Source organism: Aurantibacillus circumpalustris, from assembly GCF_029625215.1.
Taxonomy (GTDB): Bacteria; Bacteroidota; Bacteroidia; order B-17B0; family Aurantibacillaceae; genus Aurantibacillus; species Aurantibacillus circumpalustris.
Genome location: NZ_CP121197.1, coordinates 2,575,369 through 2,595,920, shown reverse-complemented (window position 1 = coordinate 2,595,920; position 20,552 = coordinate 2,575,369). Strand labels below are relative to the sequence as shown.

The 20,552-nt window shown below is 34.8% G+C and carries 20 protein-coding genes; 11 read left to right on the top strand and 9 right to left on the bottom strand.

Going from position 1 to position 20,552, the window contains the following annotated elements; all coding sequences use genetic code 11:
• Window positions 1–107: 107 nt before the first annotated feature.
• Window positions 108–2,606, bottom strand: coding sequence for a T9SS type B sorting domain-containing protein (locus P2086_RS10775; protein WP_317896751.1), 2,499 nt, complete (start codon window positions 2,604–2,606; stop codon window positions 108–110).
• Between the two features lie 261 nt (window positions 2,607–2,867).
• Here P2086_RS10775 and P2086_RS10770 point away from each other — a divergent pair, with 261 nt between their 5' ends.
• The 9 genes from P2086_RS10770 to argS all read left to right on the top strand — a co-directional run bounded on the left by P2086_RS10770 (window position 2,868) and on the right by argS (window position 11,113).
• The gene (locus P2086_RS10770) at window positions 2,868–3,722 is read left to right on the top strand and encodes an SPFH domain-containing protein (RefSeq protein WP_317896750.1); all 855 of its coding nucleotides are present in this window, start codon (window positions 2,868–2,870) and stop codon (window positions 3,720–3,722) included.
• A 63-nt stretch (window positions 3,723–3,785) separates the two neighbouring features.
• Window positions 3,786–3,965, top strand: a complete 180-nt coding sequence (locus P2086_RS10765) for a type II toxin-antitoxin system antitoxin (protein ID WP_317896749.1) — start codon at window positions 3,786–3,788, stop codon at window positions 3,963–3,965.
• A 73-nt stretch (window positions 3,966–4,038) separates the two neighbouring features.
• Window positions 4,039–4,989: a T9SS type A sorting domain-containing protein gene (locus P2086_RS10760; RefSeq protein WP_317896748.1), complete on the top strand. Its 951-nt coding sequence runs from the start codon at window positions 4,039–4,041 to the stop codon at window positions 4,987–4,989.
• A gap of 58 nt (window positions 4,990–5,047) precedes the next feature.
• The gene (locus P2086_RS10755; protein WP_317896747.1) at window positions 5,048–6,661 is read left to right on the top strand and encodes an alpha/beta hydrolase-fold protein; all 1,614 of its coding nucleotides are present in this window, start codon (window positions 5,048–5,050) and stop codon (window positions 6,659–6,661) included.
• A 280-nt stretch (window positions 6,662–6,941) separates the two neighbouring features.
• Window positions 6,942–7,730, top strand: coding sequence for a hypothetical protein (locus P2086_RS10750; RefSeq protein WP_317896746.1), 789 nt, complete (start codon window positions 6,942–6,944; stop codon window positions 7,728–7,730).
• Between the two features lie 126 nt (window positions 7,731–7,856).
• Window positions 7,857–8,252 (top strand): hypothetical protein, encoded by a 396-nt coding sequence (locus P2086_RS10745; protein WP_317896745.1) that lies wholly within the window; start codon window positions 7,857–7,859, stop codon window positions 8,250–8,252.
• Window positions 8,253–8,278: 26 nt separating this feature from the next.
• Window positions 8,279–8,695 (top strand): nucleoside deaminase, encoded by a 417-nt coding sequence (locus tag P2086_RS10740; RefSeq protein WP_317896744.1) that lies wholly within the window; start codon window positions 8,279–8,281, stop codon window positions 8,693–8,695.
• Between the two features lie 65 nt (window positions 8,696–8,760).
• On the top strand, window positions 8,761–9,171 hold the full coding sequence (locus tag P2086_RS10735) for a hypothetical protein (protein WP_317896743.1): 411 nt from the start codon (window positions 8,761–8,763) through the stop codon (window positions 9,169–9,171).
• Between the two features lie 142 nt (window positions 9,172–9,313).
• Window positions 9,314–11,113, top strand: coding sequence for an arginine--tRNA ligase (gene argS, locus P2086_RS10730; protein ID WP_317896742.1), 1,800 nt, complete (start codon window positions 9,314–9,316; stop codon window positions 11,111–11,113).
• A gap of 5 nt (window positions 11,114–11,118) precedes the next feature.
• Here argS and P2086_RS10725 read toward each other — a convergent pair whose 3' ends face one another.
• The 4 genes from P2086_RS10725 to P2086_RS10710 form a co-directional block, all read right to left on the bottom strand.
• Entirely contained in the window at window positions 11,119–11,772 is a 654-nt protein-coding gene (locus P2086_RS10725) for a hypothetical protein (protein ID WP_317896741.1), read from the bottom strand.
• Between the two features lie 73 nt (window positions 11,773–11,845).
• A complete protein-coding gene (locus P2086_RS10720) occupies window positions 11,846–12,205 on the bottom strand; it encodes a VOC family protein (protein WP_317896740.1) in 360 nt (119 codons plus the stop codon).
• A gap of 10 nt (window positions 12,206–12,215) precedes the next feature.
• The gene (locus P2086_RS10715) at window positions 12,216–12,761 is read right to left on the bottom strand and encodes a DUF4199 domain-containing protein (RefSeq protein ID WP_317896739.1); all 546 of its coding nucleotides are present in this window, start codon (window positions 12,759–12,761) and stop codon (window positions 12,216–12,218) included.
• A 119-nt stretch (window positions 12,762–12,880) separates the two neighbouring features.
• The gene (locus tag P2086_RS10710) at window positions 12,881–13,345 is read right to left on the bottom strand and encodes a response regulator transcription factor (RefSeq protein ID WP_317896738.1); all 465 of its coding nucleotides are present in this window, start codon (window positions 13,343–13,345) and stop codon (window positions 12,881–12,883) included.
• Window positions 13,346–13,452: 107 nt separating this feature from the next.
• Here P2086_RS10710 and P2086_RS10705 point away from each other — a divergent pair, with 107 nt between their 5' ends.
• On the top strand, window positions 13,453–13,923 hold the full coding sequence (locus P2086_RS10705; protein ID WP_317896737.1) for an SRPBCC family protein: 471 nt from the start codon (window positions 13,453–13,455) through the stop codon (window positions 13,921–13,923).
• Window position 13,924: 1 nt separating this feature from the next.
• Window positions 13,925–14,728 carry a class I SAM-dependent methyltransferase gene (locus P2086_RS10700; RefSeq protein WP_317896736.1) on the top strand — a complete coding sequence of 268 codons (804 nt, stop codon included), beginning with the start codon at window positions 13,925–13,927 and terminating at the stop codon, window positions 14,726–14,728.
• Between the two features lie 120 nt (window positions 14,729–14,848).
• Here P2086_RS10700 and P2086_RS10695 read toward each other — a convergent pair whose 3' ends face one another.
• From P2086_RS10695 to P2086_RS10680, 4 genes are read right to left on the bottom strand one after another with little or no spacing between them, the layout of a single operon-like run.
• The gene (locus P2086_RS10695; RefSeq protein ID WP_317896735.1) at window positions 14,849–16,012 is read right to left on the bottom strand and encodes a GlmU family protein; all 1,164 of its coding nucleotides are present in this window, start codon (window positions 16,010–16,012) and stop codon (window positions 14,849–14,851) included.
• 2 nt (window positions 16,013–16,014) lie between these two features.
• A complete protein-coding gene (locus P2086_RS10690) occupies window positions 16,015–18,771 on the bottom strand; it encodes an OmpA family protein (protein WP_317896734.1) in 2,757 nt (918 codons plus the stop codon).
• Between the two features lie 3 nt (window positions 18,772–18,774).
• Window positions 18,775–19,704 carry a PorP/SprF family type IX secretion system membrane protein gene (locus P2086_RS10685; RefSeq protein WP_317896733.1) on the bottom strand — a complete coding sequence of 310 codons (930 nt, stop codon included), beginning with the start codon at window positions 19,702–19,704 and terminating at the stop codon, window positions 18,775–18,777.
• Between the two features lie 35 nt (window positions 19,705–19,739).
• Window positions 19,740–20,525: a T9SS type B sorting domain-containing protein gene (locus tag P2086_RS10680; protein ID WP_317896732.1), complete on the bottom strand. Its 786-nt coding sequence runs from the start codon at window positions 20,523–20,525 to the stop codon at window positions 19,740–19,742.
• Window positions 20,526–20,552: the final 27 nt, after the last annotated feature.

Sequence of the window (20,552 nt, the reverse complement as noted above, 5' to 3'; positions counted from 1 at the left end):
AAATCGCTGAGACACTGAGTACACGGAGGAACACTATGAGAAGACTTTGGGCAGTAACCAGTAAGCAGTAATCGACCATCGACTTTCAACTATTGAACATAGACTTTCTACCTTATCAAATCAACAAACCCTTTCTGTTCATTTTCATTGTTACGTGCATCTTTCGCGCTTAGTTTCCATACATATACACCTTCTTGACAATCGGCCTCCCCGAAAGTACCATCCCAGCCCGGGTCCTTTTCGTTTCCATCATAAATAAGTTGACCCCAACGGCTAAATACTTGAAGACGATAAGATAAAATACCCCTAGTAACGGGTTTAAAGCTTGGGTTTCTTTCGTCACCGTTTGGCGTAAATGCATTAGGAACAAAGATGGCAATATCTGGGAAAACTTTAATTTCTTGAACTAGGCTGTCTGCACATCCCCATTCGTTTTGAACCAGATGTGCTACGGCATACACACCTTCATTTTCGAATAAAAACGAAACATTTTGATTAGTCGAATTATTTTGATTGTTATAGAAAAACCAGTTCCATTTTGTTAGGTTCTCGCCTGTTGACATATCTGTAAATTCAATATAATCTTGATTTTCCACTGGCTGTTGTGGGGCATATTGAAAATCGGCCCGCGGTTTTGGATATGAATTTACATAGAAAGAATAGGTGTTTGCGCAGGCATTGGAATCTAACATATTTCCTTCTACCAAAAAATTTCCTGAGCTCTTAATCCAATGGCTGAACATTTTTTCGCTGTAAACAACGTTTTCAATTTTCCATTCCGAACTTAGGAGTTTGGTTCTTCTTGAACCTGTTTGAACAAATTCAAATTCAGCCAAAAATGGTGCGCATCCTGATAAAACGCCTTTTAATTGTCCGTAAGGGAGATCATTTAAAGCAATCGTTTTTGTACTATAACCTCTACAACCGTTAGTATCTATAGCACACAGCGTGTATTCACCTGCCTGAATTAAACTACTGGGGATAAAATAAGCGTTTTGTTTGGTATTAAAAAAATTGGCCGGTCCCCTCCATTCATAGCGAACACCGCCAGTACCCGACATATTTAAACCCGAATTTACACATACTGTTTGCGAAGGAGTAATATTAATGAGTGCCAGGGGTAAAGGGTAAGATTTAATAGAATAACTGGCTGTAGAAGTACAACTATTCGCTGCGGTTCCTGCAAGAGAGAAGGTAACAACTTCGGGATATGAATTTGAGTTAATTAGTACTTGTTGCAAATTCCCAACATAGCCGTTGGAACTCTGCCAACTGTATGTGTTTGCTCCAAAAGCAGAGATTTTCATAACATCTCCTACACAAATTTTTGGATTAGTGTGAATAGTTAAAGTTGGTTCGCTTAACATAGCGATCGTAAAAAAAGCTGGAGCAAGGCAACCGTTTGTATCAAGACAAATTACAGAATAGGCAGTGTTTTGAAAAGCACTAACTGCAACACTTGGACTTGTTGAGCCATTGTGTGTCCACGTATAACTAGCACTTCCACTGGCAGTTAATATGGCGGTTCCGCCGGGGCAAATTGATGAGGTTGAACTATAAATAAAAGGTTCTGGTAAAAAATTTACACTAATCGTCTTAGTTCCCGCGTCACAGGGAATTGCCATATCTAAATTTAATGTGTACACACCCGAAACCGTTGGAACAATATTTGGAGAACTGGATGAAAAACCCTGCGGACCAGACCAATCGTAAGTGTTATAAAACTTTGGTCCGTATATAACTAAGGAATCTCTTTTGCAGTAAGGTACATTCACAGTTCCTCCGGGAATTGCCATATTATAAACGGTAAACATGCCAGTACCAAACCTTGTATCCACATAAGCATAACCAAAATGACCATCAAATAAACAACCACAGGCGTTAATAGTTAACGTAACGTTTTGACCAATGTAATCGGTTAAATCAAAGCGTTTCACTCGCCATTTACTAAACATAATGCTATTAGGATTTGTACTCAACTGACCAGTGACCGGTACATAAAAAGTTGGACTGTTACCAAGGTTTGGGCAAGTGCTGTTAAAAACTATGGCACAGGTAGACGAACTAATAGTCATTCTAAAGCCAGGTGATTCACAACAATTGTGCGCACCGTTTGTGAGAATCATATAAGCAACATCTAATACGTTCATGGTTGCGGTAACAGATAAAGTACGGGTTAAACTTTCAATTCGATTCCCGGCCGTACCACCCACCTTATTATTAAGTCTTAAAAATTTATCCCCACTTAAAGACATGTTTAGGTGGGTGTTAATAAGGCTTCCATTAGGATTGCCAGCAGAGTCCCCAAAAACTGAATAAACAGGGTAGATAGCTCCGATAATCGGATCAATAAAACCGTTCGGCGCTTCTATTAATTCAGAACCATTGGGAGGTAAAGCACAACAATTTATTTGATTACAAGTGGTGATACCTCCACCCCAGACGCCATGGCTTATATTCCAACCGCTCAACTGGTTATTTAAGGTAATTGTTGAAGGGGTTGATGACTCAAAATCATAATTTAAACCAAATCCTTGCGCGTTATATCGGGGAGCAACCAGACAAAGAATATACGTACAAAGAAAATAGGTTGTGATTTTACGCATCGGGTAATTAGTTACTAAACTAAACAACAATAATGCCAAATTCTGTTAATTACATCTTCAGTGAAAGACCATAAACTATTGACTATCAAATACTAACAATTACTATCGACATACAAGCACTGACTATTAACTATACACCAACAACAATTGCCATTTGACTATCGACTAAAAAATAAACCGCTCATCCGATTTTTTACGATTTTTCTTGCAAATTTGAATTTTTATTCGATACCTTTATGATATCATTTTAATATCAAAGTTATGAACGAAGAAAAAATTTTAAAGCCAGCTTCCGGATACGGAATTGCTGTACTTTGCTTAGCATTACTTGCAGGAACTATTTTTGCCTTTTCAATGAAACTGGTTTTACTAGCTGCACCCTTTTTATTATTGTTTGCATTCTTTAGTAAGGGTTTTTTAATTCTTAATCCGAATGAAGCAACAGTTCTTGTTTTATTTGGAACCTATAGTGGTACCGTTAAAGACAGTGGTTTTCATTGGGTGAATCCTTTTTATATAAGAAGTAACATTTCTTTGAGAGCACGGAATCTTAATGGACAATCATTAAAAGTAAACGACAAAATTGGTAACCCTGTTGAAATTGCCGCAGTAATTGTTTGGCAAGTAAAAGACACCGCCAAAGCAAGTTTTGAGGTAGACGATTATACAAAATACGTACACATTCAAAGTGAAGCCGCTGTAAGACATTTAGCAGGTGCTTGTCCATACGACAATTTTGAAGAAGAAACGGCTGAAGTAACTTTACGCGGAGGAGCTGAAAAAGTAAATCAGATGCTCGAAAATGAATTAAATGAACGCTTAGCTCCCGCCGGCATCAAAGTATTAGAAGCTCGTATTAGTCACCTGGCGTATGCGCAAGAAATTGCTGGGGCTATGTTAAGAAGACAACAAGCCTCTGCGGTAGTAGCAGCGAGAAGACAAATTGTAGAAGGCGCTGTGGGCATGGTAGAAATGGCCTTAGCTAAATTATCAGAGCGTGAAATTGTACATCTCGATGAAGAACGAAAAGCAGCCATGGTAAGTAATTTATTGGTAGTGCTGTGCGGGGATAAAGAAGTGAACCCAATAGTGAATACTGGTACACTTCATCATTAAGAATAAAACCACATAGAAGCATATTTCAAATCTATGCGACTATGTGGTTATTAAATCTGAGTTATGGCAGAAAAAAAAGCATTTGTACTTAGGGTAAATCCCGAAACGCTGAAGGAGCTCCAGAAATGGGCCGACGATGAATTCAGAAGCGTTAACGGGCAAATTGAATATTTGCTACAAAAAGCTTTGGCTGAAAATGGAAAATCTAGGTCTAAAAAAACAGCGCCAAAGAAAAAAGAATAGCAGCCACTTATGGAGTTCGGCTGTGAAAGAAGGATAGAATTTTGTAAATTTATATAACCTAAAACCCTACGCCTTGAAAAAAATAGTACTCCTACTTTTAATTTCCCTTATAGCTTCTACCACAAAATCACAAGTTGTTTTTTCTCCACCTGGTGCGGAATGGAGTTATAATATTTATTGGTCGGGCGGCGGCAATCCTGCTTGGCAATACACATATCTCGAAAAAATAATTTATAAGAAAGATTCAATTTTAAATTCAGACACATTAAAAGTATTAACACACAATCGGTTTTACCTAGAATGTGACCAAGGTATAGCCAAAACCACCCTCATTAAACAAAAAGGAGATACTATTTTTATGTCAAACAGAGGTACCCGAAATCAATGGGAAATTCTTTATAATTTTAATACTCAAGCCGGGCAAAGTTGGCAAACTTCAGTGAGAACTAACCTTTATAGCACTGATAGCAATGCAGTGTACGTATACACGATTACCGTAGATTCAACAACAACAATAAATCAGAATGGTTTCAATTTAAAACGACTATTTGTTAGATACGCTGGAGGAAGTTTTCCCAATCAAGCAAGCAACTATGCGGCGACTATTACTGAACGTTTTGGTTGCAATAGATTTTTATTCAATTACTACAACTTTTCGAGGGGCTTTTGCGACGCAGATTGGTTCCAGACAAATCTCTGTTACAAGGATTCACAATTCGGCACCAAACAATTTACGAATAGACCTTGTGATTTCCAAAATATTACTGGCATTACAGAAAATGAAAATGAAAATATATTTGCCGTTTTTCCAAACCCAGCTTCCAATAATTTGACAATAGAAAATAAATCCTCCACACAATCTCTTCGTCTTGAGATCTGTGACCTTCTTGGTAAAAGCATTTGTAAACAAAATTTGGAAGGCACTCAAACTATTGATGTCAGTTCCTTGCAAAACGGAATTTACTTTTTGCAAGTGTATGATAAAATGGAACTGCTATTCACCAAAAAAATTGTGAAAGAATAACTTTTTCACGTTCAACACTACCTTCTGGAAGCTTAATTTAGTCTTTCAATTTTATTGCGTGGCACGTTTCTTTTGTTCCATAATCTTATTTACTTGTATAACTAGTTTAACAGCCCAGGTTGCCATTAGCGGTAGAGTAATTGATCCTTTATCGCAAGAAGCTTTAGCCTTCGTAAACATTGGCATAAAAAATAAGAACATTGGAACCACCAGTTTAAGTGATGGTTCATTTTCAATTAACATCCCTGGCACTAACCAATTTGATAGCCTCACTTTTTCGTTGATTGGATATTCAGAATTAAAAATTCCCATTACACAAAGTGCTCAAAAACTTATTCCTCTTTTCCGAAAATCAGCTATTTTAGAAGAAGTGGCAATTAAAACATCTAAACTCAAAGAAAAAACGTTCGGACTAAAACGACACAATTTTGGTTTGCATTTTATTGATGGTTCAATCAACGCCAACGACATAGTTGAAATTGCCCAATTAATAAAACTACCAGCCACCCTTACAAAACTAACTTCTGTAAATCTATACATGAGTGAATCGAGTGATGATAGCATAAGCTTTCGCGTGAATTTTTATACCTATCAAAACAATCGTCCTGCTGAAAGATTATTAGAAAAACAAATTATTCTAACACAAAACATACAGGAAGGGTGGTTGCGAGTTGACGTTTCAAAATTTAATATCTACGCGAAGGAAAAGATAATATGCGCCATCGAATTTCTTCCCGCTAAAACAAGAGAAAAACGCATCTCTTACGATGTAAAATTAGGCGGTACTTCAAAGAGTTTTTTAAGGAAAAACAGTCTGGGAGAATGGACAGTTCCACCGCATCATTATATGATGAATGTGACAGCATACGATTCTAATAACAAAGAATCTTATCAGGAAACAGAAGAAAAAGAGGACATTGCCACCACAACTTTATTTTCGAAATTCGTGAAGGATACCTTTTCAATTTTCGTGTCATTACCCAGTGACTATTATAAATCCAAAAATAAAACTTACCCGCTTGTATATCTTCTTGATGCTAATGCCTATTTTAATCACATAAAAGAATTTCTTCTTCGAAAAGAAAATGATAAACTTCAGAAAACCATTCTTATTGGCATTGGTTATAGCGATGCCTTTATGATGGATTCGTTACGACAACGGGATTATACATTTCCCAAAACAGATAGTTGTAACATTTGTGGAGGTGCGAATAACTTTAGAAGTTTTATACAGAAAGAATTAGTTCCATACATACAAAAAAATTATCGCTGTAAGGATAACAATGCAACCCTAATGGGTCATTCTTTGGGAGGATACTTTCCTTTTTATGCTCTATACAAAGACCTGGAGGAAAACAATACCTTTTTTCAAAATTATATTGCTATAAGTCCTTCGCTTGAATATTCAAACAACTATTTAATTGATCGGTTTGCAAACTATAGACCTGAAAAAACGCTTGACAAAAAAGTATACAGTGTTTACGGTGATAAAGAAGAAAACAATCCAGAAGATGATTTAAAAAATTTATACATTTTTCAAAACTTTACATCACACCTCAAAACCTATTCACATATTCAAATAAAAGCAGAAGTATATCCTAAACTTGAGCATATGGAAACTGCAATTCCTGGATTTGAAAAAGGTTTGCGCCTTCTATTAAACACTAAATAAAGTCTAACATCACAGACAAATTCGAACTTAACTAACAGTTGTTCTTCAAAAATCACAGATATTCCTAAATATTTAGAAACTTCTCAATAAATTGGCTCAAGCTGTCTGCTTTCTGTATTACTTGAGCTTCCAACTACCAATTCCATACTGCACTGCTTTATTCTTGATAAGCTTCTACGTGATAATTCACATCTCTAGTGGGAAAAAACACAGTTCTTTTTACTTTCTATAACATTTACTTTTCCTAATTAATAGTAACTTTGTTTTGTACTAAAAATTTATGATACACTCAAAGCTTAAAACACCCATTTTAATAGTAGTTCTCTCTTTTTTCCTTTTTGGCTTTAATTCTAAGGTAAAACTACTTAGTCCTGATGATATATTATTACGTTCGCGTTACGCTCTCTTAAATGTAAAATCTGTCAATTACTCCTGTAATTTCATGCAAAAATTTGCTGGTGGAAAAGACACACTTAAAACAATGGCTAATATTTTACTAGAGAAAAAAAGTGAAGACACTCTGTTACACTGCAATTTAAAACTAACCAGTCAGTTTACATTTTACGCCCTTACTTTTAAAACTGAACTATTTTATAATGGGAAGAAAAATGTTGCGCTTAATCATTCAAGAAAAAAAGTTACAATAGACACGATTGGCAATCGCGGAAAGGGCAAGCCTACAATGGATATGCTCAAACAGAACTTTCCAACCGCCAACCTTATAAATCATTATACTGAGCAACTTCCCTTTGAACCTTTTTTTAAGAAAGGTGCCATCATTAATACACTTGAAGAAACCCAGATTGGATCCTACACCTGCTTTAAACTTGAGATTACTACGAAAGATTTTCCAGAAAATACTAAAAGAATAACAACTCTATTTATTGACAAACAAAGCTATCTGCCGATAAAAAGAATTGACATTGTGGGTTTAGACAACAAACAACAGTATTCTGATTTTACACTTTCAGAAATAAAAATAAATAATCCTTCTATTGTTGCACAAATAAAACCACCCTTTATTCCTAAAGACTATTCGGTAGATTATTATAGACTTGATCGTTACTAGTTGAAGTTAACAGTTATAAGTTCAAAGTTATTAGTTACTTGCTAAATTATATAGGATATAGGCTACAAGTTCGAACTTCCAACACAAATTTCTTTCCTGATTAAAAAATAGCGCTTAACTTCGTGCATGACTTTTTTAGGCAGATTAAAATTTTACGGAGTTGGTTTTGGAATTGGTTTATTAATGGTTTTTGCCATTTTCGGTCAGCGAAGTTGTACAACTCCGAACGAAATAAAAATGCAGCAACTTGTTTTTCAATACATGGAGTTTTCTGAGAAAGCACAATGTAAATTGAAATGCAACCGTAAAAACGAAACGCTCCTTAAAATTGAACTACGTCATTTTGAAATAAATTACGACCTAAGTGATGTACACAAGGAGCCTTGTGGAGAATATTACATCCAACCGAAAAAAGAATACGACTCTTTGTATAATTACAAACTCATCATTTACGATTGTGATACAATAAGCCGAATAAAAGACATTAGCTTCACATCCACAACAACCTGCACGTGTCCATAGCTCCTTTGTATACCCCAGATTTTTTTATGCGCGAAGCGTTGAAAGAAGCTCAAAAAGCTTATGATGCTGATGAAGTGCCTGTGGGCGCTATTATTGTTGCCGAAAACAAAATTATTGCACGGGCGCATAATCTTACTGAGCGTCTACATGACGTAACTGCTCATGCTGAAATGCAGGCCATAACTTCTGCAGCGCATGCTTTAGGCGGAAAGTATCTCATTGACTGCACACTCTATGTAACACTAGAACCTTGCATTATGTGCGCCGGTGCATTAGCCTGGAGCCAAATTTCTTCGATAGTATTTGGAGCATCAGATCCTAAAAAAGGGTTTACTCTTTTGCAAAAAAATATTTTACATCCAAAAACAGAAGTTCTAAAAGGTGTTTTAGCGGAGGATTGCGAGAAACTTCTTAAAGACTTTTTTATTCAGAAGCGTAAATAGTTGTTTTTAGCAGAATTTTTGAATAAATTTATAGGACATTTAATATTTAAATTAAAAATAGTCTCATGCAAATTTTCAAAGCCCTTTCGTTAACCGCATTACTATCAATCGGAATAGTAAATTCTGAACTTCAAGCTCAGGCAAACACAGCAATTACTACGCCTTTGACACCCGCAAAAACCATTATCCTAAAGCACCCACTTGCTACTAACGCCGACAATTTTTTTTCTGCTGGAACAGCTTTTATGTTTGAAATATATAAAGTAGGGGATATTTCAAAAGTTATTGAATTAATTAAGAAGAACTCCAATGTTTCGGAATGTACCGCGGGCATTACTACTGGGGATTACCAGCAAATAAATATTTTATTAAAAGTAAAAAAAGATAAAGCTTGGTTTGCCGATCTCTTTAAAAAGGCGGGTTTAAAAACCATTAAAATTAACAATAACCCTATTGTGGAGGTTGAGAAAATGTAAATAAAACCTTATTGAAATTATCAAAGCCAGTCCTTACCGATTGGCTTTTTTATTTCGTAGTACCAGGCCACTTCTGCATCATTCATTCGTAATTTATTGAGTTATCTTGAATGTGTAATCGGTATTATTGTTAATTTTGCGCATGATTAATGCAGAAAACCTATTGTTTGATTCCGTTCAGAAAGCGCTTGCTGACTTATACTCTATTAAAACTGAGACTATTATATTTCAAAAAACAAGAAAAGAATTTGAAGGCGATTTTACCTTAGTTACCTTTCCTTATACCAAGGAAACAAAAAAATCTCCTGAACAATTAGGAAAAGAAATCGGCGAATTTATACTTCAACTGAACTCAAGTATTTCTGCATTTAACGTAGTGAAAGGTTTTTTAAACATTTCACTTAATAATGAATTTTGGATCAACTATTTTAACTCCGTAAAGAGTGCTAAAAATATCGGACTAAAAAACGAAAACAGTTCCGGTAAAACAATTATGGTGGAATACTCGTCCCCAAATACCAACAAACCGCTGCACCTTGGCCATGTTAGAAATAATCTCTTAGGATACTCTGTTGCTCAGATATTAAAAGCGAACGGGCACCAAGTCATAAAAACAAATATTACCAACGATCGGGGAATTCATATTTGCAAAAGCATGTTAGCCTGGCAAAAATTCGGTAATGGCGAAACGCCTCAAAGTTCCGGTATGAAAGGCGATCACTTGGTTGGTAAATATTACGTTGAATTTGACAAAGCAAATAAAATTCAAATTGCCGAACTCATAAAAGAAAACGAATCTAAGGGGATTACGGTAACCAAAGAAGAGATAGAAAAAAAAACTCCACTCTTACTCGAGGCTCAAGAAATGCTACTAAAGTGGGAAGCTGGAGATAAAGAAGTAGTTGAGCTCTGGAAAACCATGAATGGATGGGTTTACGAAGGTTTTGCACAGACTTATAAAATTTTAGGAGTCGATTTTGACGTTCTCTATTACGAAAGCAATACGTATTTATTAGGCAAAGAAATTATTCAGGAAGGTTTAAATAGAAATGTTTTTTACAAAAAAGAAAACGGCAGCGTTGCCATTGATTTAAGCAAAGATGGACTCGATGAAAAAATTGTTTTAAGGGCTGATGGTACCAGTGTTTATATTACACAAGACATCGGCACAGCCATAGAGCGATTCAAAACCTATCCCAATCTGCAGCAACTCATTTACACAGTTGGTAACGAACAAGATTATCACTTCAAGGCCTTGTTTAAAATATTAGAAAAACTGGGTTACGGCTGGGCAAAAGAATGTTACCACTTAAGTTACGGTATGGTGGAACTTCCCGAAGGCAAAATGAAAAGTCGTGAAGGTACTGTGGTAGACGCAGATGAGTTGCTTCAAGAAATGTATGATACAGCCGAAAATACCACCAAAGAACTTGGCAAGGTAGATGGTTTTACTAACGAAGAGCTAGCTGATTTATACCGAACAATTAGTTTGGGCGCCTTAAAATATTTTATTTTAAAAGTCGATCCACGCAAAAAAATGCTATTCGATCCAAAAGAAAGTATCGACTTTAATGGTCATACCGGGCCTTTTATACAATATACGCACGCACGTATCAAATCTGTTATTCGTAAAGCAGAAATGGATTTCAGTTCTGATAACACGTCCTTTGAACCAAACGCTCTTGAAAAAGAACTCATTAAAAGCATTTATGATTTTTCAGCAATAGTTGATGAAGCCGGTAAAACATATAGTCCTGCCCTTATAGCCAATTACGTATATGAACTCACAAAGTTATTTAATCGTTTTTACCACGAATTCTCAATCCTTAAGGAAGAGAATTTAGAAATTAAAAAGTTTCGTTTACAGTTGGCGCAACTTAGCGGACAGGTGTTATCTAACGCAATGAACCTGTTGGGTATTCACGTGCCCGAAAGAATGTAATAATTTTAATAAAGACTTGGCGCTGTTTTTGTATTAGCAGGTAATTGAAAAAAGTCAATGGACAGCTTTTTCGGAATCACTTTTGTTGCTTCACTTTCGAGCGTGAATTCATTGTCCTCTAAAATCATTTTTAATGGCACTGCGTTAGACCTGGAAATATAATTGTAATAATTTCCATATTGGTGATTTATGAAAAGTTGAGCGTTTACTTGTAACTGAGAGTTAAAATAATATTTGTGAACTCCACTTCTACACGTAAGTATTAGCTCATCGCATACATACCCTAACACGGTTATGGCATCTTTATTTAAGGCGGCGCTTAAAAGTTCATCGTCGTGTAATGCTGCGTCATTCCAGAAAACAGTATCAGAACTCGCCATTTTATTGTAAAGCTTATTGTCTTTGTTTATAAATAGTTGCCATTGAGCAAACATTCCATTCATTACAGTTTTGTAATTACCATCTTTTATATAATAGTGATGTTCCTTACCTAACATTACAGCAAGAGTTTGCTCTTTCATTTGTGGATTTTTACTTTTGAAAGAATTTGTGTAAACAATTTCACCTTCAAAATCAGCGGCACTTGTTTGCGCATTTGAATCAAAGGCATAGAGTGAAAGTACTAGGCTTACTAAGAAAAGATTAAGTTTGGTAACCATATTTTATTTTTTTTCAAGTTACAATAGTTTATTTATACAAACAAAAAAAATAAGCTAAAAAACCTTACACTGCTTATTCCTTGGGCTCCCAGAGCTCTATTTTATTTCCTTCTGGATCATAAACCCAGGCAAATTTACCATAACTTTCTTCCATTCTTTCCGAATCTATTTTTACACCGTTCAATTTCAGCTCTTCAACAAATTTATCGAGATTGTGAACACGGAAATTTATCATAAACTGTTGATTTTTACTGCCAAAATATCCAGTATCCTCTTTAAAAGGTGAAAACACAGTTGGTCCTGCTTCCTGAGACCAAGGAATATTACTAGAAACCGTATTGATTCTGAAATTTTTTTCATACCAAAGAGCCAATGCCTTATTATCTTTTGAGCGAAAAAAAACGCCCCCTATTCCACTTACAAATTTCTCCATATTATTTTTTTTAATCGGTTAACGAATCTTTTTTAGTTTTACGCTTGAGAATGAGGGCGCTAATTAAAGTAACAACAAGCCCCACAGGGAATATTTCAAGATAAGTGTACATTGTAAAATAAAAAGGATTACTCGCGTAAAGCTTCATATCATCTGTCACCTTTTTAATAGCTGTTTCCATTTCCTGTACCGACATCTTACTTTGTTCTATCATTTTCACCTGAGACGAGGCATAATTTTGTGCGAACTCAGGCAAAAAAAAGTGGAATTCAATTGCCCAGGTAACAACATACATTGTTGAAGCAACTAAACTTATTAAGCAGCCCATTAAAAAAGCTTTACCAAAGGTAATTACTCCCTCGTTTTGCTTATCGCGGTAATTTTTAATTCCAACAAAGATAAAAGAGAAAGCCACTGCCATACTTGCAAAGCCAATTATCATTCCTCCTGACATGTCCGGATTTTCAGCTTGTGAAAACTTCATCATAGAAACTGCCATAAAGGTTGACACAATCAATCCCGCAATGACACCAAAAACCAATACATTTTTTTTCATAATTTATTTATTTTAAGATTAAACTCAGATGCAAAACTAAGCTCAGTTTTCAATTTTTCATTCATACTTTAGGGTGATTTTCTTGCGCTTTTTTAATTTCACACGAAAGTAGTATGAACTTAATGTATGAGATTCAAGCGTTTAGCTTTTTCTACAGCTTGAGTCCTTCTTTTAACGTCGAGTTTTTCAAATACTTTTGAAGAATGTGTTTTAATAGTATTTAAAGAAACAAATAAGCTTTCAGCTATTTCCTGATTACTTAAACCTTTTGCCATTAAATCCAGTACTTCCATTTCGCGTTTACTTAAACCCAAATTATCAAGTTGATCTATGTCTAAAACAAATTCTTGACGGTCTTTATAAACAGTTTTTTCAATGATAACAGTTTCTTTTTTAGGGTTAACCAATTTTAATGCTAGCCAAATTCCTAAAAAAGTAAATGCAATTGCAATAGCGCTCGTATATATTTCAAACGAATAATTAATTAGTATAAACTGAAGTTCAAGCCATTTTAAAAGAAATAAAAACAAGGCTAATGCCACGCCATAAACAATAAAACTTTTATTTTTTAGAATTTTTATCACAATAATTTAATACATCAAAAGCTAAATTACTAAATATGGATTAAAGTCGAAACTTCATAAATCGAGCTAAAAAATAAACGTATTTTTGATATATCTTTATACTTAATATGACAACAACGCAATTCACCCTACAACACCATTTGCCAAATCAATTTGATTTGGTTTATTCAACTTTATTAGATTTCAAGAAATTTGGTGAAGTTCATCCAGTAATAACTAATGTAACCATAATAAAAGAGAATTTGCCTGATTATATCGAATACAGTATAGAGGAAGAAATTTACCTTCTTGGGTTCATTAAAAATCGACCTAAATACACTGCAAAAGTGATAGAAGTGGAAAAACACAAACATATCCGCTATACTTCTCCTGTTAAAAGTTTTATTTTTCTAACTATAGACTTAACTCTCACAACCGGCAAAAATGGTTTGTTACAGGTAACAGAAACTTTTGAAATAAAAAGTAATAAGGTGATGGGTCTTGTATTTAAAAATATTCTTAGTAAAGCACATCTTCAATTCTTTAAAAATCTTAAAAAGGTTCTCGATAATAGTGTAGAAGATCTTGTTGTAAACTAAGATGGAAAATTATTCAGATTACATAGCCAAAAACCGCGAATCCTGGAACAAAAGAACAGACTACCATCTGGAATCAGAATTTTATGATGTAAAAGGGTTTTTACAGGGTAAAACCTCTTTGAAATCAATTGAATTAAATTTATTGGGTGATATAAAAAACAAAAGTCTTTTACATTTACAATGTCACTTTGGTCAAGACACCCTATCCCTTGCGAGAATGGGTGCGGACGTTACAGGTGTTGACCTTTCTGATAACGCAATAAAAAACGCAAAACTATTGGCGGAAAAAACTAATTTGGATGCGAAATTTATATGCTGTGACCTTTATTCATTACCACAGCAACTCGATAAGCAGTTTGATATTGTTTTTACAAGTTATGGTACGATAGGCTGGTTGCCTGATATTGACAAGTGGGCAAAACTCATTTCCACCTATTTAAAACCAGGTGGTAAGTTCATATTTGTAGAATTTCACCCGGTTGTTTGGATGTATGATGATAATTTTGAAAAAATCGCTTACAATTATTTTAATGTTGCACCAATAGTTGAAACCGAAAGTGGAACTTATGCCGATAAAACGGCGCCTATCAAAAACGAATACATAGCTTGGAATCACCCGACAAGTGAGGTGTTGAATAGTTTAATACAAAATGGTTTAGTTCTTAAATCGTTTGATGAGTTTAATTATTCACCCTATAATTGTTTTAATCACACCGAAGAATTTGAACCTGGAAAATTTAGAATCAAGCATTTAGGAAATAATATTCCCATGGTGTTTTCATTAGAAGCAGAAAAAGAGATTTAGATTTCTTTCTATTCCTGATCGTTTAATCACAAACACAAAGAGTTTTTAATTTTCTCAGTGTTACTCCATGCCAATTTTGTGTTACTCTGTGGTTTGGTTCAAATTAAGCACAAAGGAGAATTACAACTTCACTCCGCCTTTGTAGACAAAAGAAATAATATCCTTCTCTATTTGATTTAATTTTAAGCCTCGCCGTTCAAAAACTTTTTCGGCAGTTTCAAATAATTTATCAATGCGATAGTTTTCAAAACCTTCACTTCCACCCCAACTAAAATTTGGAATAGCCGTTTTTGGAAATCCACCACCGTAAATATTAGAGCCAATGCCCACAACAGTTCCCGTATTAAACATGGTGTTTATGCCGGCTTTTGAATGATCTCCCATCACAAGTCCACAAAACTGAAGGCCTGTGTCTATTTGTTTATTTTCTTTGTAACTGAAAAGCTTAACGCTGCCGTAATTATTTTTTAGATTACTTGTGTTTGTGTCGGCACCCAAATTGCACCACTCACCTATTATAGAATTTCCTAAGAAACCATCATGCGCCTTGTTGGTGTAACCAAAAATAACACTGTTACTTACTTCACCACCAACTTTGCAATGTGGACCAATAGTTGTAGCGCCGTAAATTTTAGCCCCCATTTTTAAGGTACTGTGTTCGCAAAGAGCAAATGGTCCGCGAACAATAGAACCTTCCATTACCTCAGCATCCTTGCCAATGTATATTGGTCCGTTTGAAGTATTAAAGATACATGCCTCTGCTTTTGCACCGTCTTCAAGAAAGACTTGAGATTCATTACCTATAACGGTAACAGACTTACTTAACTTTACAGAAGTTTTGTTTTTCGTTAAAAGTTCAAAATCACTTTTTAAAGCCTCAGCATTTTTTTGAAAAATATCCCAAGTATTATTTATTTCAAAAACATCAAAAGCGTATTCAATCTTTTTTAAGAAATTATTTTCAAGATCGCTTTGTGAGCCGTGAAACGCTATCAGGTCAGATTTTTTATAAAGTGCTTCGCTCTTCTTCAAAGTCAAAATGGCTGACACTATTTTTGTATCTGGAGAATACTTAGAATTAATAAAAATGCCTACTTCAACATCCGTTTTAAATTTAGTTTGCAAATACTCCTGTGTATAATAAGAGCAAACTGTATTTAAACTAAGATCCCATTTTTCTTTAATTGTTAAAACACCGATGCGCATCTCTGAAAGTGGACGTGTGAAGGTAAGAGGCAAAAAACCCTTCCATATTTCAGAATGATCAAATAAAACAAAGTCCATATTTACCTCTTAATCGGCTTTGTGATTTTAAATTCCGTTCTACGATTTACTTTGTGTTCAGCATCTGTACACTCTACTCCGTCTTCGCATCTATTAAGTAAGCGAGTTTCGCCATAACCGGTCGCTTTTAAACGCCCGCGGCTAATACCCTTTTTAACTAGGTAATCTACAGCTGTTTGTGCGCGTTTTCTTGACAAGCCTAAATTAAATTCGCTGCTTGATTGTGAATCGGTGTGTGAACTTATTTCAAGCATGAGCTTAGGATAATCTGTTAAAGCGTCAGCGGCCTTGTCCAAGATAGCTTTCCCTTCTTCACCAATTGAATAATCGCCATACGCATAGTAGATGTTTTCAACAATGGTAACCGTCATTTCCGATTCTTCTTCTGGTTCAGCTGCTTTTACAACAGCAGGTTTAGCTTCTTTTTCTTTAGGAGCTATTGAAGGATTTTTCTTAAGTTCTTCTTTCTGTTTTTTAATTTCAGCGATTTTTAGTGAAGGATCTTCAACTACGAATGCACCCATTGAGAATTTATCGACCTCTAAAATTTTAAATGAGAATTTTCCTCCATCCATATCTACTATCTTGTAAATTCTTCCTTTGCTATCCGAAATATAAATACGTTTTACACCACTTAAACTTGGATCATTGGCATCGGCTTCAAAAATATAATTCTTTTCAGCATCCAGATTTTTGAAATTGAATTTACCACTGGCAGTAGTAGTCCACTCTTGCTCATTTGAGCCATCCTCGTCCTTTACTCTAATTTTCGCATTAACGATAGGTTTTTTATCTTGGTCGTACATATACCCATAAATGCCCATTACAAGATTAACGTCTTCAGCATCCATGTCCTCAAGCAAAGTTCTGTCGGCTGTGAGCACTTTAAATGTAAAATTACCCTTTCCTTTATAAAATGTTCTTACATCTTTACCACCCTTGTTGGTTAAAATAATCTTAGTACCCTCTGCAAGCTTTATATCACCTTCATCAAGAGCTATTAAATAGTTTTGATCAGATGGGATGTTTCTAAAAGCAAAAGCTCCGTATTCATTTGTTGTAGCTTCTTCAACAACATCACCGAAATCATTCACGAGTTTTAGTTTAGCATTTGGTAAGGCTTCGCCTGAATTACCAACTCTAATTGTACCCGCAAATACCAGGTCATCTTCTGTGTATAAGTCTGGCAAAGCATTTGGATCTATTGGTAAATTTCTAAATACAAATTTATTGTCCTTGTATTTACTTGTAACACGATGAATGGCACTGTCATTTTCAGCGAGATAAAAACGAGCCTTACCAACTAATTCAGGATCTTCTTCCATTACCGATGCCATGTATTTTCTATCACCATCTAAATTCTTAAATGCAAAATAACCTTTAGCATCAGTATACATACTATCTACAACATTACCTAATTCATCTAAGAGTAAAACTTTTTTACCTTTTGCGTAATCTTTAGAATTTTCAGTTAATAAAACTGTACCATCAACAATAGCCGATTTGTTTTTAAAGTTGAAAAGAAAAATATCATCAAGTCCTTTACCGCCAGGACGGTTTGAAGAAAAATAGCCTACTGTATCGTTTAGAAAAGTAACACCAAAATCATCTGTACTACTATTGAGATCTAGACCCTCGTTACGATTTAATGTCCATTTGCCTTTTACAAATTTAGCGGAAAAAATATCCAATCCACCAAAACCTGGCAATCCGTTAGAGGAGAAAAACAAAACACCATTTTTACGTATACCTGGAAACATTTCGTCACCCGGTGTATTGATATCTGGTCCTAGATTAACAGGGGTGCCCCAGTCGTCTCCTTCCTTTTTACTCACATAAATATCTTTGCCACCATAACCACCATCCATATTACTGGTAAAATAAAGTTCCGTTCCATCATCACTTAAACTTGGGTGAGCAATAGAATATTCTTTGTTGTTAAGGTTAATAGGTTTAATAGCTTTCCAGGATTTACCGTCTCTTGTTGCAGTATATATTTGCGAGCGGTTTACATAACCTTTTTTAGAAACATAATTTACCCGCGTGAAATAAAGTGTTTGTTCATCAGCAGTCGCACAACCTGGTCCATCATGATAATATGTGTTGATTTTGCTAGAGAATTGTTTTGATTTTTGAATATTAACGCCTTCTATATCAGAAATGTACATACTCATAAAAGGTTGCCCACTATAATCGTCAACGGAATAATTCACAAAATCAAACTCCTGTTTTTCTGCAATAAATATTAATTTGTTATTCATTACATACGGAGAAAATTCAGATTTATCCGTATTAATTGTACCAACATTTTCAATTTTATACTCTACTGAACGAGATAAATGATATTTAATTTCTCTACAAAACTTTAACGCCTTTTTTGCACTCTCGTCATCAGGGTTTCTCTGAACATAATTCGCGTATTGTTCAGTAGCCTCTTCGTATTTACTTCGAGCTTTTAAAATTTGCGCGTAATTAAAAACCACTTCTTTAGATTGATCTGGATTTAACTCAAATAATCTTCTGTACGTGTTTTCCGCATCAGCATATTTGTTTGTTAACTTATAAAGATTAGCCAATTTAATCATGGCCTCTTCATGTTTATCGGTTTTTTTTGAAGTCAATTCTTTTTTGTAACAAGGTATTGCTTTTGTGTATTCGCCACTTTCAAAGTATTTATCACCCTTTGAAATTTGCGCAAAAGAAGAATTGATAACAGCTAAAATAAAAGCCAAAATGTATATTTGTTTATGTTGTATCATTATTTATAAAAATCTAGGGTTAATCATTTTTGCTTTAGTTGGGGCGAAATCGAAACCAATCATTACCTCAAAACTTGAGCCTAGTTTGCTTGCATTACCTAATCCAGTGTCGTAAGATAAACCAAATCTTAATTTATCGGTAGCATAAAATTGTACTAAAGCTCCTGGGCCATACTCAGATCTATAAAAAGCTCCTAACCACAATCGCTTATAAAGAAAGAAATTACAGTTGATATCCATTCCAAAATCACTCTTCACCTGTTTAAGAAGGATGGTTGGAGCAAAAACTAAATTTTCACTAAACACAAATGAATTTCCCAAGCTAAAAAACAAGTGGGTGAATTCTTTATAGGTAAATTTTCCCTGATTTATAGAAGCAGTTTCATAGGAATATACTTTAGGACTGTTAATGTGACTGGCACTAAATCCAACAAAAAACGACTTGGATCTTAAAAACAATCCCGCATTAATATCCAATGTGCCCTTGGTCAAATTTTTAGATAATTCAGCAGGAACCTCATCTTTTTTAAAGTCTATTTCATCAAAATTAAAATTATAACTGTTATAGCCACCATTTAATCCAAACGAGAGTTTAAACTTCTGATTAAGTTTAAGAATGTATGCAAAGTTTCCGTAAAAACCAGTTGTGCTCCTTGGCCCTATATCATCTCTTACCACGCTTAAACCAATGCCTATATTTTTATTTGCTATAGGTGCGTGAATACTCAAAACCATTGTTTTTGGCGCCCCAGGAAAACCAACCCATTGATCTCGCCTTAATGCTATAATGGCTAATGCATCACGCGCACCCGCGTAAGCTGGATTAATAATCATTTGATTAAACTGGTAAAGGCTGTATTGAGGATCTTGCTGTGCATTTAGTCCCTGAAAAAGGAAGAGCACACTCATTACAATTATTAATATTTTTTTCATCTTTTGTTTTTTAAATGATTTTATAATTTTATTTATCAGTTTTTAATTAATTCAACCCAACCCTTCATTGGCTTACTTCCATCTCCGAGGTCTAATATGTAAAAATAAGTACTTGGCAGCAGATTATCCAACTTATCTTTGCTTGGCCATGATCTCGAATTATTATCATATCCGGTAATATCGGCTAACTGTTGTCCCCAGCGACTAAAAATAAGCAATCTGTTTTTTGGGAAATCTTCGATATGATCTACTGTAAACACATCGTTATCTCCATCGTTGTTAGCGGTAATACCGTGATACACTTTTACTAAACAAGGGCCGCCTGTACTTAATACAGGAACTACCTTGGTTAAGGAATCTGTTTTTGTGGTTCCTATATTATTTGTATAGGTTATTAAAATTTTGACTGTATAGGTTTGAGCCGTTAAATTAACAATTGAATCACAATTTGCTGTACAGGTACTTGTAGGTGACCAACTATATGTAACCTGATAGTTTGCCACCTGTAAGGGCTTCAAAACGCGAACAATAATTTCACCATCTTGTTTATCATCGCAACTTACGTGATTTACGTTTACATTCGCAGTAAAGCCACCAATTGTAATAACCTCTGGTTGAATGTACCCTTGCGTGATGTATAAGGATCCTGAACCAATCATTTCGGTAAAGGGTTCACCTATATTATCGGTGATATAAATGCCAGTAGTGCCAATTTGCCTTTCATTTCCTGCAGAGTTAATCACTTGGGGACTAATTATGGGACTCTGGGCAAATACAGCACTGTTCGCGGCTATTGCGGTTAGTAATAATATTTTTTTCATTTTATCCATTATTATAATTCTAATTTA

Excerpts from the sequence above, each read along its gene's own strand:
- argS (WP_317896742.1), top strand. The coding sequence starts at position 9,314 with ATGATTAATGCAGAAAACCTATTGTTTGATTCCGTTCAGAAAGCGCTT.
- P2086_RS10765 (WP_317896749.1), top strand. The coding sequence starts at position 3,786 with ATGGCAGAAAAAAAAGCATTTGTACTTAGGGTAAATCCCGAAACGCTG.
- P2086_RS10775 (WP_317896751.1), bottom strand. The coding sequence starts at position 2,606 with ATGCGTAAAATCACAACCTATTTTCTTTGTACGTATATTCTTTGTCTG.
- P2086_RS10750 (WP_317896746.1), top strand. The coding sequence starts at position 6,942 with ATGATACACTCAAAGCTTAAAACACCCATTTTAATAGTAGTTCTCTCT.
- P2086_RS10745 (WP_317896745.1), top strand. The coding sequence starts at position 7,857 with ATGACTTTTTTAGGCAGATTAAAATTTTACGGAGTTGGTTTTGGAATT.
- P2086_RS10695 (WP_317896735.1), bottom strand. The coding sequence starts at position 16,012 with ATGGACTTTGTTTTATTTGATCATTCTGAAATATGGAAGGGTTTTTTG.
- P2086_RS10700 (WP_317896736.1), top strand. The coding sequence starts at position 13,925 with ATGGAAAATTATTCAGATTACATAGCCAAAAACCGCGAATCCTGGAAC.
- P2086_RS10725 (WP_317896741.1), bottom strand. The coding sequence starts at position 11,772 with ATGGTTACCAAACTTAATCTTTTCTTAGTAAGCCTAGTACTTTCACTC.
- P2086_RS10690 (WP_317896734.1), bottom strand. The coding sequence starts at position 18,771 with ATGATACAACATAAACAAATATACATTTTGGCTTTTATTTTAGCTGTT.
- P2086_RS10740 (WP_317896744.1), top strand. The coding sequence starts at position 8,279 with ATGCGCGAAGCGTTGAAAGAAGCTCAAAAAGCTTATGATGCTGATGAA.
- P2086_RS10715 (WP_317896739.1), bottom strand. The coding sequence starts at position 12,761 with ATGAAAAAAAATGTATTGGTTTTTGGTGTCATTGCGGGATTGATTGTG.
- P2086_RS10735 (WP_317896743.1), top strand. The coding sequence starts at position 8,761 with ATGCAAATTTTCAAAGCCCTTTCGTTAACCGCATTACTATCAATCGGA.
- P2086_RS10685 (WP_317896733.1), bottom strand. The coding sequence starts at position 19,704 with ATGAAAAAAATATTAATAATTGTAATGAGTGTGCTCTTCCTTTTTCAG.
- P2086_RS10770 (WP_317896750.1), top strand. The coding sequence starts at position 2,868 with ATGAACGAAGAAAAAATTTTAAAGCCAGCTTCCGGATACGGAATTGCT.
- P2086_RS10720 (WP_317896740.1), bottom strand. The coding sequence starts at position 12,205 with ATGGAGAAATTTGTAAGTGGAATAGGGGGCGTTTTTTTTCGCTCAAAA.
- P2086_RS10705 (WP_317896737.1), top strand. The coding sequence starts at position 13,453 with ATGACAACAACGCAATTCACCCTACAACACCATTTGCCAAATCAATTT.
- P2086_RS10680 (WP_317896732.1), bottom strand. The coding sequence starts at position 20,525 with ATGAAAAAAATATTATTACTAACCGCAATAGCCGCGAACAGTGCTGTA.